Origin of the sequence: Pectinatus haikarae, assembly GCF_050916305.1 — a bacterium.
Classification (GTDB): domain Bacteria; phylum Bacillota; class Negativicutes; order Selenomonadales; family Selenomonadaceae; genus Pectinatus; species Pectinatus haikarae.
The window spans coordinates 2,578,694-2,595,086 of record NZ_CP116940.1 but is presented as its reverse complement, the minus strand read 5'-3'; the positions used below and the strand labels follow the sequence as shown (position 1 = coordinate 2,595,086).

The following is a 16,393-nucleotide window of genomic DNA, read 5'->3' as shown; positions in this document are numbered from 1 at the left end:
ATAATAGATTTCAAGATAAACTCTGTCAATTTACGAATACCGACAAAATCCTTATAAATTATAGGTAAAATGATTTTTGGAAGAAGAAAATAAATTTTTGCAAAATAAACATAAAAAATATAAATAAATATATATAATTAAATTAATTGTGTAATTAATTGTGTAATTAATTATGTCTGAACTATAAAAATATTGATGTTGACATAAGTAAATCTTATATTAGGACTTATTTCACTTTTAATTTTGAGATTTTAGTGAAGGATATACGTGGATAGTAAAGAAATTAATTAAAAGGGATTATAAGAAACATACTGCATAAAGAAAGTGTGTTTATTCTCTTATTTATAGGTCAGTTTTTATTTTGCAATATAAAATCAAAAAAGAGGTGTCAGATATGGAGCTTTATAAAAAAGATACTGCTGCCGGCAAAGAAATATATCTTGCAGGAGGATGCTTTTGGGGACTGCAGGCATATATGGATATGCTAAATGGAGTATTTTATACAAATGTCGGTTATGCAAACGGCGATACCATAAATCCAAGCTATGAAGAGGTATGTTCAGATAAGACAGGACATGCGGAAACAGTGCATGTAAAATACGATCACAATATTATTAACTTAAAGGATTTGCTGCTTTATTTTTTTCGAGCCATTGATCCGACTTCCCGCGGACATCAGGGAAACGATTATGGCAGTCAGTACCGCAGCGGAATTTACTATATAGATACCGATGATGAAAAAGTCATAGAAGAAGCGGCAGCAAGTGTGCAAAAAAATTACACGGCTGAAATTGCAACAGAAATATTGCCGCTCAGGAGTTACTATGCCGCGGAAGAGTATCATCAGAAATATCTTGAAAAAAATCCGAAGGGATACTGCCATATAGATCTCACCGCTTTAAAAAACGATCCTCTGGTAAAAGACGTCGGAAAGAGCCATAATAATGCAGGGCAGAATTATTATGAAAAACCTTCTGACGAAAAATTGAAGCGGATGCTGACGCCGGAACAATATGCGGTCACACAGTCATGCGGAACAGAACCGCCGTTTAATAATGAATATTGGAACAGTCATAAAAAAGGCATATATGTGGATATCGTGACAGGCGAACCGTTGTTCAGCTCTGCTGATAAATATGATTCGGGTACAGGCTGGCCAAGCTTTACCAGACCGATCGAGGAAAACGCTGTTGACGAACGTGCGGACAGAAGCCTTTCTGCGGAGCGAAGAGAGGTAATCAGCCGGCAGGGCGGCAGCCATCTCGGACATGTGTTTGCTGATGGACCGCAGGAACACGGCGGTCTCAGATATTGCATGAACAGCGCTGCATTGAAATTTATTCCTGTTGAAGAGATGCAGGGAAAAGGATATGGCAGATATATCAAAATGCTATGAGCATCTGTTTGACACGATTTTTTTTTAATGATATCATACATTTGCTTCAATAAGAAATAAATAGTTATCAAGGAGGAACATTATTCTGGTTAAGGAAAAGATAACTGATACAGCATATCATGGCGGGACACAGGCGCGCAGGCAGTCCACTGAAATAGGCATTATGACGCATCAGACAAAGGCACTGCAGGAACTGCCCGATAAAGATGCAATATTGATAATAGCTTTTGGCACGACACAGGAACAGGCCCGGAAGGCTGCAATTGAGAATATAGCAGCTAAAATAAGAGCCGCATATGATGGAGAAAAAATAGTTGTTGCGTTTACATCACATATTGTTATACGCCGGATAAAAGAAAAGGAAGGAATTCTTTATGACACGCCGGAAGAGGCACTGGAAAAACTTTTAAAGGAAAGGTTTACCAGAGTCGCTGTCATAACACTTGATATAATTCCCGGAATTGAATATGCATATAAGCAGAAGGTATTTGAGCTTTATAAAGAAAAATTTAAAAAGATAACGCTGGCAGTACCGCTTTTATATTGGATGGGGCAGAAAGCGCATGCCGATGATGTTAAGAATGTTTTTCAGGAATTTTTTGCGGAGCAGAAAATTTATTCCAAGAATTTTGATGCTGTTCTGGTTTTTGCGCACGGAACACTGCACCCGGCAAATGCTTATTATTCTGTAATTCAGGACAGACTTGAACGACTGTGGAAAAATCACGCATATATATATACTGTGGATGGTTATCCTGATTTGGATGCGGTTATTCCCAAGCTGAAGGAAAAAGGGCATAAAAAAATCTTACTTATTCCGTTCATGATAGTGGCGGGGGAACATGTTTGCCAGGATATGGCCGGTGAAAGCGGTAACTCGCACAAGGCAATTCTTGAAAAAGAAGGGTTTGAAGTAAAGACGCATCTTCATGGTTTGGGAGAAAGTGAAGCTATATGCAAATTCTTTCTGAAAAGAGCGGAAGAAGCATATAACGGACTGTCAGTCCCTGCAAAATTTTTATAAAGGAGCCATCATGGAAGAGAATAGAATGCATGCCATTTTAATTGAACCGGAAAAAGAACCGGAAATACTGCTTTTGCCGACAGAAGGACTGAAACATGAGGAAGCAATACGGGATGTACTTGAAGGAAACTATGGGGCGGTAGAATTTTTTAAGATACAGGAAGGAATATCTTTATTCATTCTGATAAACGATCTCAGTATAGTGCTTGGGATGAAACCTAACCGTCGTTTCCCTTCACCTGATGAAAAGCATATTATATTTGGCAAAGCCATATTCATAGCAGCCTATAACGGTGAAAGCGCAGATACAGAAGGAACATTAGACATGCCTGAGAAAATGTGCAGGATTTTCATAGAGCAGATCAAACAAAATTTCAGTGCATGTGATGGTTCGGAAAAGCCTGATGATGAAGATAAAATTTATTATGATAATAAGGGCCAGGAAAATGAAAGAGCCTTTTACTGGCAGGAAATAAAAAAACCGGTTCATCCGGGGCGCAGTATTGCTGCCGGAAGGGTTAATTTTTACGGACAGGAAGATCATGAGATTATGGAAATAAATGGTCGCTTCTTTAAGAAGGTTACAGCCGGTGTTAAAGCAAAAAAGAATTAAATGTGTAAAATAAAAATCACGCAGACAATATTGATGTATCCATTATTATTGATAATAGATATGAATGGAGTCTTAATTCAGACGGAGTTTTGATGCCGCCTGAATAGTAGTCGAAATTATCCAGGGAGTTAGCCGCTCTTTACTCATCGCTTGCAGAAGGGGGAGTATTAGAGCGGGTTAGTCATCGGATTAATCTTTTTAGAAGGGTCTTTAAATGGAGCAGTCAAATGTTCGTATAATTTATATTTTTATTGATCTCATTCTTCCGCTTATGATTGGGTATCTGCTGCATGAAAAAAAGTGGATGAGCATGGAAACCTGCAATATGCTTCTTAAAGTCAATATCAGGGCTGTCGCTACGGTCTTGGCACTTGGAAGTTTTTGGCTTATGGATATTGGTGCAGATTTTTTGATTATACCGATATACGGTATCGTTGTTTGTCTTATTCCAGGATTTTTATCGTATCCATTGACTAGGTATATCAAAAATCCCCGTTCCGAAGGAGCTTTTCTGCTTACCGGTTATCTTTCCAATATTGGCACTCTTATTGGACTTTGCGGATTCGTGCTGTATGGCGAGATGGGGTTTGCTTATATACAGGCAGTTGCTATTTTTCAAAATGTGTTTACACTCCTGGTCTGCATCCCCATGGCCGGTTATTATCATCAGCTTTCCATATCCCGTTCAGCAAATATACATTTTCGGCCGCAATGGAGAGATATCCTTGTCAGCTGGAACCAATTGGCATTGATAGGAGTAATAATCGGTTTTTTTCTCTCGTTATTTCATGTGCCGCGTCCGGATATCTTTTCTCCTGTTTTCGATTCACTGGTTCATATAGGCGCATGGATCGGTATGCTGCCAATCGGTTTTCTTATTAAGTTTTCCTCACTGAAAATTTATTTAAGGGAAGCGATTATGATGCTGCCGATAAAATTTATAATTTTACCTTTTATGGCATATTTAGTTTTTTTCTGGATCAGCGATAATAAAATGTTTGTAAATACAATGACATTGATCAGTGCCGCACCTGCTGCAATAAATTCAATTGCTATAAGTCAGCTTTATAAATTGAATACGAATATATCGACTGCTATATTCATGGTTACTACGGCGATTTTTTTTGTTGTCGTTTTTCCGGTTTTTTATCTATTTGTTTATAATGGTTGATCATAAGGCAATAAAAAAACAGATACCGCATTAAAAATGCGGCATCTGTTTTTTCTCAAACTGTTTTATGATCGGCTTTTTCCTCATGGCAGCTGCAACAACCGCACGAAGATGATTTTCCTTCACTGCAGCAGGAACTTTCTCCCTTGAAAAAATTACGGTATATATGGTAGAGTCCGTACAGAAAAGCCGCCAGCAGTAAAGCTGATATAACATACGTTGATATTGTTCCTGTGAGTGTCATTGTCAAATCCTCCTGTAATTAATCAAATCCCAATAATTTTCCGCCCTGGTAAACCAGAAGCGAGACTATCCAGGCGGCCGCAAAAGTATAAAGAGCCGCAAAGGCAACCCATTTCCATTTACCGGTTTCTTTTTTTATAGTTCCTAGTGCCGTGACACAAGGTGTATAAAGCTGGGAAAATATCATGAAGCTTAATGCAGAAAGTGCAGTAAATGCTCCGCCCATGCTGCCTATAAGCTGTGATGCTGTTTCTGCGGCATCAGATGCTTCGGTTGAAACACCGCTTACTCCGTAAATAATACCCATTGTCGAAACAACAGATTCCTTTGCCAAAATACCCGTAACGATTGCGGCACCACTTTCCCAGCTGGAAAAACCGTGAAGAGTAAATAAGGCAGACATTGCGGAGCCGACTGATGCCAATAAGCTTTGATCCATGTCTTCTGTGGGGCCGCTCAAATTGTAATTGCTCAAAAACCAAATGAGTATAGACATTGAAAATATAATAGTTCCAGCTTTTATCAGATACCCCTTGCCCTTGTCCCAAGTTTCCAGAAGCACGGTTTTCATATCTGGCATGCGATATGGAGGCAATTCCAGAAAGAAACTGGAACGTTCGTTTTTAAAAGTTGTAAAACTCAATACTTTTGCCATGACGATAGCCATGACAAGTCCGGCGATATACATGGAGAATACCACATTCACGGCATTATCGGGAAAAAACATTGCAGCGAACAAAGCCATAATGGGGAGTTTTGCACTGCAAGTTAAAAATGGTGTAATAAGGATTGATATCAGTCTGTCTTTTTCCGAATCGAGTGCACGTGCGCCCATAATAGCAGGAACACCACAGCCAAAACCCATGACTAAAGGCATTATGCCCTTGCCTGTAAGTCCTGCCCGCCGCATAATCGGATCCATGACAAAAGCGATACGTGCCATATAGCCAGTGCCGTCAAGAAAACTCAGACAGAAAAACAGTGTGAAAATAAGCGGTACAAAGGCAATTACGGAACCCATACCATTAATTATCCCATCGGATATCAGTGAATCAAGCCACGGGGCGACCTGCAATGATTCCAAACCGCCGGCTACCCATGGAGAGAGTGTGTCACTGATAAAATCACCCAAGGCATCCTGCAGTGGTTTGCCCACCCAGGTGAAAGAAATGGAAAAGACCAGATAAAGTATCACTAAGAGTAAAGGAAGCGCCAAAAAACCATTGGCAAGAATGCGGTCGAGATGTTCTGAAAAATTCTTTTTGGGATCATTTCTCACCAGAACATCAGCAGAGATCTTATCTATTAATTCATAGCGAAGAGAAATGATTTTTTCCTCTTTTAACTCGTCATTCAAATCACCGGTACGTACAGCTTCAACAGTTTTGATATGATTTTCGATAAGTTCACTGTTTTTATAATTGTTCATTACTGTAGAAGTAAATATATCCAGTAACTTACGTGTACTTTTATTGCTCCTGCCCACTGTTTCCACTACCGGCATACCGAGAGCTTCTGAAAGCTTCTTGGAAGAAATTTTGAGACCATGTGCAGCCGCTTCGTCCATCATGTTAAGATCGATGAGAACCGGGATGCGATGTTCCAAGAGTTGGAGCGTCAAAAAAAGATTGCGTTCTATATTTGAAGAATCGACCACATCTACCACGATATCGGGACCTTCATTAAGCAGATAATCGATTACTATCTGTTCTTCCGGTGAGCGCGCATTTATACTATATGTCCCTGGCAGATCGACTATGGAAATTGCCCTGTTGTCGTGACTGACATATCCCATTTTTTTATCTACTGTAACTCCGGGCCAATTGCCTATTTTCTGACGTGCGCCCGTCAATTCATTGAATATTGTAGATTTGCCCGTGTTCGGATTTCCCGTTAAGGCTACAGATAATGTTGACATCTAATTCCTCCATATAATCAAACTGTTTTCTCTGATTAATATTGCACTCCACTATATAAATGCAAAAGCACACAGAAAATCATGCTGTGGGTGATACCACAATTTTTTCGGCGTCATTAAGACGCAAGGCCAGATTATAAGACCGTACGCTGATTGCCATAGGGTCGCCTAACGGAGCGCTTCGCAGCACTTTTATAATCGTTCCGGGAACTAATCCCATACTCATAAGCCGTTCTTTCAGAGGCGATGTTTCCAGATATTCTACTTTCACACTGCTACCAGCGTGAACACGATTCAGAGTCATCTTATCCTGCCCAACAACAACTGCCATCATTATCACTCCCATTAATGTTGAATTAGCACTTGAGGAACACTGAATCTGTCAAAACAACCGTGTCGGTTATTATTAGATTGGTATTCCCTGAAATAATACATATATTGGCTATATCAATATAATACAGATAATGATAATGGTTGTCAACGTCAATATTAAAAAGTATAGATATCCCTCTGTATTCGACAAAAATGTTTAAAATAGATGATCAAATTATCATATGTACTGCTGAAGAAATGTTTTTGATGTATTTATATTTTTTTTCTCTTTTGGCAAGGGTAAAAGTTCTATGCTATGATCGGTTTTGTTAAAATTTATTATATTTATTTCCGATAATACCTGCAGACAATATTCTATTTCTTCTGCAGTAATGGCTTTTGCCGAAAAATGAGTGTAAGCTTTTCTGATAGTATCAGTGTCCAGCCTTGCTGTTTTTCCCGCAGATAACGTCTTTTTCAAGAAAATATAAAACAAGCCTATTTCATCATGAGAAGGATATTTTCGTTCATCCATTTTTATATCTTTTATGTTAAACTGAATTTGCTCTTTGCCATTCCAAATGTTTATTTCGGGGTGAAAAACGAAGATCGCATTTTTATTTGCCAATTTGTCGGCAAACTCGCCGAATCCCCAGCCTAGAGCAGTATAGAGCCTATCTTTTACGGAAAATACAAATTTAAGATGTTCCCCATTTTTTCCTAGCCTTTTGGGATTTTTCGCCTGTACTCCGCCGCATAGGAAAAGGGGTGCGGGATTTCCAACACCAAACGGTTCCAGCTGTGCTATATCCGTAATAAGTTTTTTAGTCACCTCTTCCGGATGCAGAACTTCTGCTATTTCCAATAAAGGCTGTAAATTTTCTTCCGTCAAAAAGTCGTCGGCATATTGTGTGAATTTTTTTCGGAAAAGCTCTACTTTGGTTTTATTTATAGTCAGTCCGGCAGCCATTGCATGTCCGCCGAAGGCTTCAAGTACATCATCTGATGCGGACAAAGCATCACATATATTGAATCCTCTGATGCTTCTGCATGATCCCTTTCCTATGGCTTCTTCATTGAGACTGATCACTACGGTCGGACGATAGAATTCTTCTACTAAGCGTGATGCGACAATACCAATGATCCCTGGATGCCAATTTTGACCGGCAGCTACTATAGCGGTTGTTTTATCATAATTATTGGCGTGTACTGTTTTTACCGCCTCGGCAAAAGTGCTTTCTACCAAACTTTGCCGAATTTTATTTTCATCATCGAGATATTTGGCCAGCTCTGAGGCCTTTTCTCTATCTTCTGTCAAAAGCAGTTCTACACCGATACCGGCATGCTTAAGACGTCCCGCGGCATTGAGCCGCGGACCCAGTACGAAGCCTATATGCCCTGCCGTGATATTTTCTTTTTTCAATCCGCATAATTTTATTAATTCTATAAGACCGGTATTTTCTATGGCAGTTAAACCGGATTTGACTATTTTTCTGTTTTCATTTAAAAGAGGCACTATGTCCGCTACTGTTCCCAAAGCGACAATGTCCAGATATTTGGTGAATTCTTCGTTTTTTACATTCTGCCACAGAGCTTGGCAGAGCTTAAAGGCTACGCCCACTCCGGCAAGGTTTTCATCGGGATAGCAGCTGTCATCTCTTTTAGGATCTATGACAGCCACAGCTGCCGGCAGCTGTGGTCCCGGCAGATGATGATCGGTTACTATTACATCCATGTAATTTCCGGCATATTCCATTTCTTCCGTCGAACGGATACCGCAATCCACTGTTATAAGTAAATTTGTCTGTCCTATGAATTTGTCGATGGATTGTTTGTGTACTCCGTAGCCCTCACTTTGCCTGTCAGGTAAATAATATTCGACCAGAGCACCGAGCTCTTTTAAGGTTTTATACAGGACGGCGGTTGCTGTTATGCCGTCTACATCATAATCACCAAATATAGTTATAAGATCTTTTTTAAAGATAGCAGCTTTTATTCGTGCGACTGCCGCCTGCATATTAGGCAGCAAAAAGGGATCGTAAAAATTTTGCTCTTGGACATTTAAAAATGCCTGTGCATTTTGCAGTGTCCATCCTCTTTTTAGCAAAACCCCCGCGGCTGCCGGAGATATATTTAATTTTTCAGCCCAAAGACGTTGTCCGGCAGCGTCAGCAGGGGAAATGTTCCATTTTTTTTTCATAAAAGCTTTTCAGCGCTCCTCATCACTAGAATCTCCGATGGAAAATTTTATCCTCTGCGTTTAGCATATAGGATATTACAATAGTATAGCATAAAGTTTGTGTGGTAATTTTATTATTCTGAAGATTGCTTGACATAATATTAATATTTCATATTTGAAAAATATTAAATGCAAATATGAAATAAATAAGTATATCAAGAGTATGATTTTTCCATTTGTTGTAGTGAGCAAAAATTTTTATATAAATTTTATATTAGATCATTATATATATTTATCTTGTACTATATATAATAAAATCTTATATTCATTGAGTTTGCATCCTATTCTTAGAGCTGCAAAAAAATTCAGCATTGACATTATTGACGATCTGTTGCGGCTGTTATATATAGTACCTATAATTGGCATGGTTTTTGCTTTCTATGATAAATGAAAAAATAGAAAAAATATAGAGGTGCGTTTTTTATGAAAACAATTATTATTCCTACACCGGGGCAGGTAGAAATTATCGATACGCCAAAACCGATACGCGGGCAGGGGGAAGCGCTGCTTAAAGTACTTTACGGGGGAATCTGCGGCAGTGATCTCGGGACATATCGCGGGACTTTTGCTTATGCCTCATATCCGCGTATCCCCGGTCATGAATTTTCTGCTGAAATAGTTGAAATTGATAAAAATGATCAAAATCTGAAAGCAGGCATGACAGTAACCTGCAATCCGTATTTTAACTGCGGGAGATGTTATTCCTGCCAGCGTGGACTGGTAAATTGCTGTACAGAGAACGAAACATTAGGAGCACAAAGAGATGGTGCTTTTTCAGAATATATAACTATGCCGGTGGAGCGTATATATGATGGAAAAGGATTGCCAGCGAAAACATTGGCTTTGATAGAACCGTTTTGTATCAGCTATCACGGTGTCAGCCGTGCACATGTGAAAAAAGGTGACAATGTCCTTGTTGTCGGGGCGGGGACCATAGGCGTTTTGGCATCCATAGCGGCAAAGGCCGCAGGGGCAAATGTCTATATTGCCGATATTTCGGAACAAAAAATGAATTATGCTGTAAATACATTTCACTTGGCTGGCGGTATTTTAAATGACAGACCGGAAGATTTTCTGAAAAAAGTGAACAATGTAACATCAAATAATCTTTTTGATGTTACGATCGAGGCAGTGGGACTGCCGTCCACTTTCCAAAACTGCATTGATGCAGCTGCGTTTGGCGGACGCATGGTCCAGATAGGTGTTGGTAAAAACAAGCATGATTTTGACTTTACGCTTTTACAGAAAAAGGAGCTTAATGTCTTCGGATCACGCAATGCGCTGAAAAAAGATTTTCTTGCCTTGATAGGTTTAGTCAAGGCAGGGGAAGTAGATCTTGAAAAGATAGTTACCAATACTTATGATTTTGATAAGGCGGATAAGGCTTTTTATGATTTCAGCAAAAATGCCGCATCCATGTTGAAAGTAGTAATAAAATTTTAGGAGTGATCAATATGCAGACACTGAATCTTATGTTACATCCGGAATTGAAAAATGATCTGCCGGAAAAAATAATTCAGTTTGGTGAGGGAAATTTCTTACGTTGTTTTATAGGTTGGATGATCGATCGTTTGAATAAAAAAAATATTTTTAACGGACGGATCGTTGCAGTACAGCCGACACCGCACGGCCGCGTGATAGGAAAACTTAATGCGCAGGATGGTCTTTATACAACTGTGCTGAGAGGTGTACAAAATGGTGCGACTGTTAATGAAAAGGAAATCATTACTTCGGTCAGCCGTGGGATAAATCCATATACGGATTGGCAGAAGGTACTTAAATGTGCAGAGGATCCAGCGATAGAATATGTTTTTTCCAACACCACTGAGGCAGGACTTTCCTATAATAATGAAGATAAGGCAGAGATGACACCGCCGCAGTCGTTTCCGGGGAAACTAACACTATATTTATATCACAGATATAGGTATTATAATGGTGCCGCCGATAAGGGTATGTATATTATTCCCTGTGAGCTTTTGGAAGACAACGGAATACTTTTAAAAAAGCTTATTATGAAATATGCCCGGCAATGGAATCTGCCGGCAAGCTTCTGTGAATGGCTCAATGAACATAATAAATTTTATAATACGCTTGTGGACAGGGTAGTCAGCGGTTATCCAAAAGATGAAGCGGAAGAATTCAATAAAGAACTTGGTTACGCAGATGAGCTGTTGGTATGCGGAGAACCGTTTCATTTTTTTGCCATTGAGGGTGATGACTGTCTGAAGGAAAAGCTGCCGCTGCAAAAAGTCGGTCTGAATGTTGCGGTCGAAAGTGACATAACAAAATACAGACAGAGAAAGGTACGGCTTTTGAACGGCGGACACACAGCCAATGTACCGGCTGCGTTTCTGGCCGGATTGGATACGGTGGCAGAAATGATGCAGGATAAAACAGCAGGCCGCTTTGCCTGTCATACTATCAGAGAAATTATTCTTCCGTCTGTGGATATGGATAAAAAAATGCTTGAGGATTTTGCCGAAGCTGTAATTGAGCGTTTTCAAAATCCATTTATCAAACATTATTTGCTTAGTATATTACTAAATTCCACATCTAAATTTAAAATCAGAGTATTGCCTTCCCTGCTTGATTATCACCGTAAATTTGGTGAATTTCCGCAGGAACTTTTATTCGCTTTTGCGGCTTATATATTTGTATATAAACCTGTGCGCGTGGATAAGAATCATTTATATGGACTACGTGATGGTATAGAATACGAACTGACAGATGATGAGGAGAATATAATAAAGCTTGATGCGGCCTGGAAGCTGTATAACGGTACACCGGAAGGAGCTGAGGCAACCGCAGCAGCTGTTATAGAGGACGTTGTCCTTTGGGACGCAGATCTGGCAGAACTTAATATTGTTCAGTCTGTCGGCGCATATTTGTATCGATTGGATAAGGAAGGCAGCCGTTCCGTCATGGAATCGCTGTTGTGAGGGGTGTAGCATATGCAGGCACTGCAAATAAATAAAATTGATAATGCCGCTGTTGCGTTAGAAGATCTCTCTGCCGGAAGCACGGTAAGAGCAGGCGGAAGAGAGATAATTTTGCATGATGATATTCACTTTGGTCATAAATTTGCGCTGAAAGATATAGCAAAGAATGAAAATATTATCAAATATGGATTTCCTATAGGCCATGCCAGTGAAAATATATCTGCCGGTTTCCATATCCACACGCATAATGTGCAAACAAATCTTGGCGAAATTTTGACTTATCAGTATATGCCGGGTATACGATCCGAGCTGCCTTCGACGCAAGGCAGCTTTATGGGATTTAAACGCAATGATGGATCAGTAGGCATCCGCAACCAAGTTTTTATTGTACCGACAGTAAATTGTGTCACTGGCACAATTCGTTTTTTAGAGAAAATAGGCAGAAAATTATGTGCGGATTATACAAATATTGACGGGTGCATAGCAGTGAGCCACCCGTATGGATGTTCGCAGATAGGAGATGATTATCTCAGAACACAGCGTATTCTGGCAGATATAGTAAACCATCCTAATGCCGGTGCCGTATTGGTAGTGGGCCTTGGCTGCGAAAATAATAATATAGCAGAGTTTAAAAAGGCTTTAGGAAAATATGATGAAAAACGTATACGATTTCTTATTACACAGGAGGTGCAGGATGAAAATGCGGAAGGGGAAAACTTGCTGCGGCAGCTGGTAAAATATGCCGCAGAATTTGAAAGGACAGAATGTCCGTTAAGCGCACTGAAGATAGGACTAAAATGCGGCGGTTCAGATGGATTGTCAGGAATAACAGCTAATCCGCTTATCGGAGCTCTTTCGGATCTGCTTATCGGCAGCGGTGGTACGGCACTTTTGACAGAGGTACCGGAAATGTTTGGCGCTGAAACACTTTTGATGAATCGTGCTGAAACCAAAGAGGTTTTTGACGATATTGTTGATCTGGTAAATAATTTTAAAAATTATTTTAAACGCTATGGGCAGATAATATCGGATAATCCGTCTCCCGGCAACAAGGCAGGCGGGATAACTACTCTTGAAGACAAATCTCTTGGCTGCGTTCAAAAAGGCGGACGGGCAGCCGTAACTGCCGTCCTGGATTATGCTGACACTATAAAAAATAAAGGACTGCAGCTGCTTGACGCACCGGGGAACGATTCTGTTTCGACCACAGCATTGGCGGCAGCGGGCTGTCAGCTCATACTTTTTTCCACAGGAAGAGGTACACCGTGGGGAACTATTGTGCCGGTTTTAAAAATCTCTACCAATTCCCGTCTGGCTCGGCACAAGGTCAACTGGATAGATTTTGACGCCGGTAAGCTTCTGCAGGATATACCTATGGAAACTATGAGAGATAGCCTTTTTAAGCAGATACTCCAAATTGCTTCAGGTGAGACAACAAAATCGGAGGATATGGATTTCCACGAAATAGCCATAATGAAAGATGGCGTAACTGAATAAAATTTATTTGAGCGGGCTTGATAAATGTGTCTTTATTATAGCCTGAATGAATAATCTCACAGACAGCGGTAAGAAATATTTGGGAATTTTGTCTACTTATGCTATTATAGTTTCAGGAATAATGACATACTCAAAACGTGCATTCGTTCCTAACAAAAACGAATTGCAGGGATGTTTATTTTTCCACTGATTATAATTTCAAAGAAAAGGACAGAAGCAACCTTATGTTAAATCAATTTTCACGAACAGAGCTCTTATATGGAAGGAAGGCTTTGGAAAGGCTGGCTGATGCTAAAATCGCTGTTTTTGGGATAGGCGGAGTGGGCGGCTACACAGTTGAAGCACTTGCCAGAGCCGGAATAGGGACTCTTGAGCTTGTTGATGATGATAAAATATGCCTGACAAACATAAATCGTCAGATTTATGCTTTGCGTGAGACGATAGGAAGGTATAAAGTCGACGTTGCCGCTGAAAGGATTCGGCAGATAAATCCTGAATGTGTCGTCAGACCGAGAAAAACCTTTTATTCGCCGCAGAGTGCCGAGAATTTTAATTTTGAGGAATTTGATTATATAGTTGATGCTATTGATACTGTGACGGGGAAAGTGGATCTTGCGGTTCAAGCTCAGAAGAACAATGTTCACATAATCAGTGCAATGGGAGCAGGAAACAAGACAAATCCGCTGCTTTTTGAAATAACAGATATATATAAAACTTCTGTTTGTCCTCTTGCCAAGGTGATGCGCAAGGAATTGAAAAAACGGGGTATAGAAAAGTTGAAAGTGGTTTTTTCAAAAGAAAAACCTTCTGTGCCGATCGATGATCCGGCGAACAGCTGCCGGTCGCATTGTGTATGTCCGCCGGGAACAGCCAGAAAATGTACGCAGCGGCGTCAGATCCCGTCCAGTAATTCATTTATTCCGCCTATTGTAGGTATGATTATAGCTGGTGAAATTATAAATGAACTGGTTGAAGAAACAAAAAAATAATGGACTGCCGCGCTAAACGCGGCAGTCCATTATTTTTCTGTTTCCTCAAAACGCATTAATAAAAAACACAGATCGGATAATCTATTTAAAAATAGCTTGTCTTGGAGAGCCACAGCGGATTCATCACTTTGGGATAATGTCAATGCTCTCCTTTCGGCGCGTCTTGCTGCTGTACGAGCCGAATCGAGGAACGCACCGCACAATGTATCACCGGGTATTATAAAAGCTTTCAGAGGCGGCAGAGTCTTTTCCAGCTCGGCTATCAAATCTTCTAAAATGCCGACGTCCTTTTCTGTGATTCGCGGTTTTGCATCTATGCTTGCCAGATCGGCCATAAGGGCCATATTCATCTGCTGCAGGTCTTTGATGATTTTCTTGATTCTAGGTTTGCCTGATGACGCTCTTGCCATCGCTAAAGCGGAGTTTATTTCATCAACACTGCCGTAGCTCTCTACCCGCAGAGAGTTTTTAGCAATACGCTGTCCCGTATATAAACTGGTCTCACCCTTATCACCAGTCTTTGTACAAATAGACATCTAAATTCCTCCAGTCAAATATCAAAAATTTCTGCTTCTGAAAAAAATATGGATATTTCTCTCTCAGCGTTTTTCACGCTGTCAGAAGCATGTACAGCATTGTGCGTTTTATCTTCTGCAAATAATTTGCGGATCGTTCCGGCTTCGGCCTGTAAAGGATCGGTGGCACCGTTGACGGCACGCGCCTTGGCAACAGCGGTTTCTCCTTCCAGCACTGCAGCTGCCAGAGGTCCGGAAGTCATAAAATCAACCAATCGGCTGTAAAAGGTCTTGCCGATGTGCTCTTCATAATGTTTTGCAGCCAGCTCTCTGGTCATCACAAGCATTCGCAGGGCAACAATTTTTAAGCCGCTTGCTTCGTAAATGGATAAAATCTTTCCTGTGTTACCGACTTTAACAGCATCCGGTTTTATTAAAATCAATGTTTTTTCCGCCATTTTTATTATATTCACTCCTGCTTTTCAGCTGTGTAATTTTCGGCAAGAAGATGATAATTAAGGGCCGATTGATGGATGGCCTCTATTTCGTCATCATGCAGTTCTCTTTTTACTTTATAAGGAGATCCTAAGATCATAGAATTGGAAGGCAGCCTGGTCTTATGTGGAACCAAAGTTCCGGCACCGATAATGCTGTTGTCTCCGACGGTGCACATGCCAAGCAATATTGACCCCATTCCGACAAGGCAATTATCACCGATTTTATCGCAATGCATTACTACATTATGACCTACTGTAACATAACTGCCGACAATAGTGGGTTTGCATTCCATTACGTGGATTGTGGTGTTGTCCTGTATATTAGTGTAGCTGCCGATTATAATAGAGTTCATATCGCCTCGCAATACGGCATTATACCAAATACTTGAGTTATCCCCAATCGTTACATCACCGATTATAACAGCGGTAGGCGCGATGAAAACATTTTTGCCGATTTGCGGTCTTTTACCTTTGTATGGAATGATAGGCATATTGCTCCCTCCTTTATTTTACAACCATGACTGGGATGTCTGAATATTCAACCACTTTTTGGCTTTTGCTGCCTATGAATGCTCCTTTGAAAAGACCAAGTCCTCTGCTTCCCATTATTATAAGATCAGCATTTTCTCTTCTGGCCAACTCGATGACAGCTTTATGAACGGAGCCGGTCTCAACATGTTTTCTTGCGCTTACTCCTGCCGGTAATTTGTCCCATATCGCATTAAAGACCAAATCACTGGGGATGTCTTTATTTATGTGGCTGGAGATATAAACAAAATCCAGCTGTGCTCCGCTTTTTTCAGCAAGATGAATCGCCGTATCCACAGCTTTGCAGCCATCTACAGACCCGTCAGCCGCAACTACTATTTTATTTAGCGTTTTCATAATAATTTCCCCCATAATATATTTGTATAATTCTTATTTTCGTTAAAATTTGCCAAAATCCTTTTTCTAAAGAGGATCTCAAAAATAAATTTGACTATATTGGTAATTTCATAACAGCCTGAAATCATTATATAATGATTCTAAAAGTATGATGA

Annotated in this window: 16 protein-coding genes; 8 read left to right on the top strand and 8 right to left on the bottom strand. The window is 40.2% G+C overall.

Features of this window, described 5'->3' with window-relative positions:
* The first annotated feature begins 394 nt into the window (after positions 1–394).
* The 4 genes from msrB (at position 395) to NXG61_RS12475 (ending at position 4,204) form a co-directional block, all read left to right on the top strand.
* Positions 395–1,396: a peptide-methionine (R)-S-oxide reductase MsrB gene (gene msrB, locus NXG61_RS12490; RefSeq protein WP_307222661.1), complete on the top strand. Its 1,002-nt coding sequence runs from the start codon at positions 395–397 to the stop codon at positions 1,394–1,396.
* Between the two features lie 163 nt (positions 1,397–1,559).
* Positions 1,560–2,420 (top strand): sirohydrochlorin cobaltochelatase, encoded by an 861-nt coding sequence (locus tag NXG61_RS12485; protein WP_307222662.1) that lies wholly within the window; start codon positions 1,560–1,562, stop codon positions 2,418–2,420.
* 10 nt (positions 2,421–2,430) lie between these two features.
* Positions 2,431–3,033, top strand: a complete 603-nt coding sequence (locus NXG61_RS12480) for a DUF3846 domain-containing protein (RefSeq protein ID WP_307222664.1) — start codon at positions 2,431–2,433, stop codon at positions 3,031–3,033.
* A gap of 214 nt (positions 3,034–3,247) precedes the next feature.
* Positions 3,248–4,204, top strand: coding sequence for an AEC family transporter (locus tag NXG61_RS12475; protein ID WP_307222666.1), 957 nt, complete (start codon positions 3,248–3,250; stop codon positions 4,202–4,204).
* A gap of 55 nt (positions 4,205–4,259) precedes the next feature.
* On the opposite strand, the gene NXG61_RS12470 is transcribed toward NXG61_RS12475, so the two are convergent.
* The 4 genes from NXG61_RS12470 to recJ form a co-directional block, all read right to left on the bottom strand.
* Positions 4,260–4,448 (bottom strand): hypothetical protein, encoded by a 189-nt coding sequence (locus NXG61_RS12470; RefSeq protein ID WP_196604979.1) that lies wholly within the window; start codon positions 4,446–4,448, stop codon positions 4,260–4,262.
* An 18-nt stretch (positions 4,449–4,466) separates the two neighbouring features.
* Positions 4,467–6,365, bottom strand: a complete 1,899-nt coding sequence (gene feoB, locus NXG61_RS12465) for a ferrous iron transport protein B (protein WP_196604978.1) — start codon at positions 6,363–6,365, stop codon at positions 4,467–4,469.
* 79 nt (positions 6,366–6,444) lie between these two features.
* A complete protein-coding gene (locus tag NXG61_RS12460; protein ID WP_196604993.1) occupies positions 6,445–6,669 on the bottom strand; it encodes a FeoA family protein in 225 nt (74 codons plus the stop codon).
* A 246-nt stretch (positions 6,670–6,915) separates the two neighbouring features.
* Positions 6,916–8,877 (bottom strand): single-stranded-DNA-specific exonuclease RecJ, encoded by a 1,962-nt coding sequence (gene recJ / locus NXG61_RS12455; RefSeq protein ID WP_307222669.1) that lies wholly within the window; start codon positions 8,875–8,877, stop codon positions 6,916–6,918.
* A gap of 462 nt (positions 8,878–9,339) precedes the next feature.
* On the opposite strand from recJ, the gene NXG61_RS12450 reads away from it, so the two are divergent.
* The 4 genes from NXG61_RS12450 to NXG61_RS12435 all read left to right on the top strand — a co-directional run bounded on the left by NXG61_RS12450 (position 9,340) and on the right by NXG61_RS12435 (position 14,341).
* Positions 9,340–10,359: a zinc-binding alcohol dehydrogenase family protein gene (locus tag NXG61_RS12450; RefSeq protein WP_307222670.1), complete on the top strand. Its 1,020-nt coding sequence runs from the start codon at positions 9,340–9,342 to the stop codon at positions 10,357–10,359.
* Positions 10,360–10,370: 11 nt separating this feature from the next.
* Entirely contained in the window at positions 10,371–11,855 is a 1,485-nt protein-coding gene (locus tag NXG61_RS12445; protein ID WP_307222671.1) for a tagaturonate reductase, read from the top strand.
* Positions 11,856–11,867: 12 nt separating this feature from the next.
* Positions 11,868–13,352, top strand: a complete 1,485-nt coding sequence (locus tag NXG61_RS12440) for a UxaA family hydrolase (protein ID WP_196604974.1) — start codon at positions 11,868–11,870, stop codon at positions 13,350–13,352.
* Between the two features lie 224 nt (positions 13,353–13,576).
* Entirely contained in the window at positions 13,577–14,341 is a 765-nt protein-coding gene (locus tag NXG61_RS12435) for a tRNA threonylcarbamoyladenosine dehydratase (RefSeq protein WP_196604973.1), read from the top strand.
* Positions 14,342–14,370: 29 nt separating this feature from the next.
* On the opposite strand, the gene NXG61_RS12430 is transcribed toward NXG61_RS12435, so the two are convergent.
* The 4 genes from NXG61_RS12430 to NXG61_RS12415 are packed head-to-tail and all read right to left on the bottom strand — an operon-like array spanning position 14,371 to position 16,238.
* Positions 14,371–14,877: a cob(I)yrinic acid a,c-diamide adenosyltransferase gene (locus NXG61_RS12430; RefSeq protein ID WP_307222674.1), complete on the bottom strand. Its 507-nt coding sequence runs from the start codon at positions 14,875–14,877 to the stop codon at positions 14,371–14,373.
* A 14-nt stretch (positions 14,878–14,891) separates the two neighbouring features.
* Positions 14,892–15,314: a nucleoside-diphosphate kinase gene (ndk, locus tag NXG61_RS12425; RefSeq protein ID WP_196604971.1), complete on the bottom strand. Its 423-nt coding sequence runs from the start codon at positions 15,312–15,314 to the stop codon at positions 14,892–14,894.
* A gap of 11 nt (positions 15,315–15,325) precedes the next feature.
* The gene (locus NXG61_RS12420; RefSeq protein WP_196604970.1) at positions 15,326–15,844 is read right to left on the bottom strand and encodes a gamma carbonic anhydrase family protein; all 519 of its coding nucleotides are present in this window, start codon (positions 15,842–15,844) and stop codon (positions 15,326–15,328) included.
* 13 nt (positions 15,845–15,857) lie between these two features.
* Entirely contained in the window at positions 15,858–16,238 is a 381-nt protein-coding gene (locus NXG61_RS12415) for a universal stress protein (RefSeq protein ID WP_196604969.1), read from the bottom strand.
* Between the last annotated feature and the right edge of the window lie 155 nt (positions 16,239–16,393).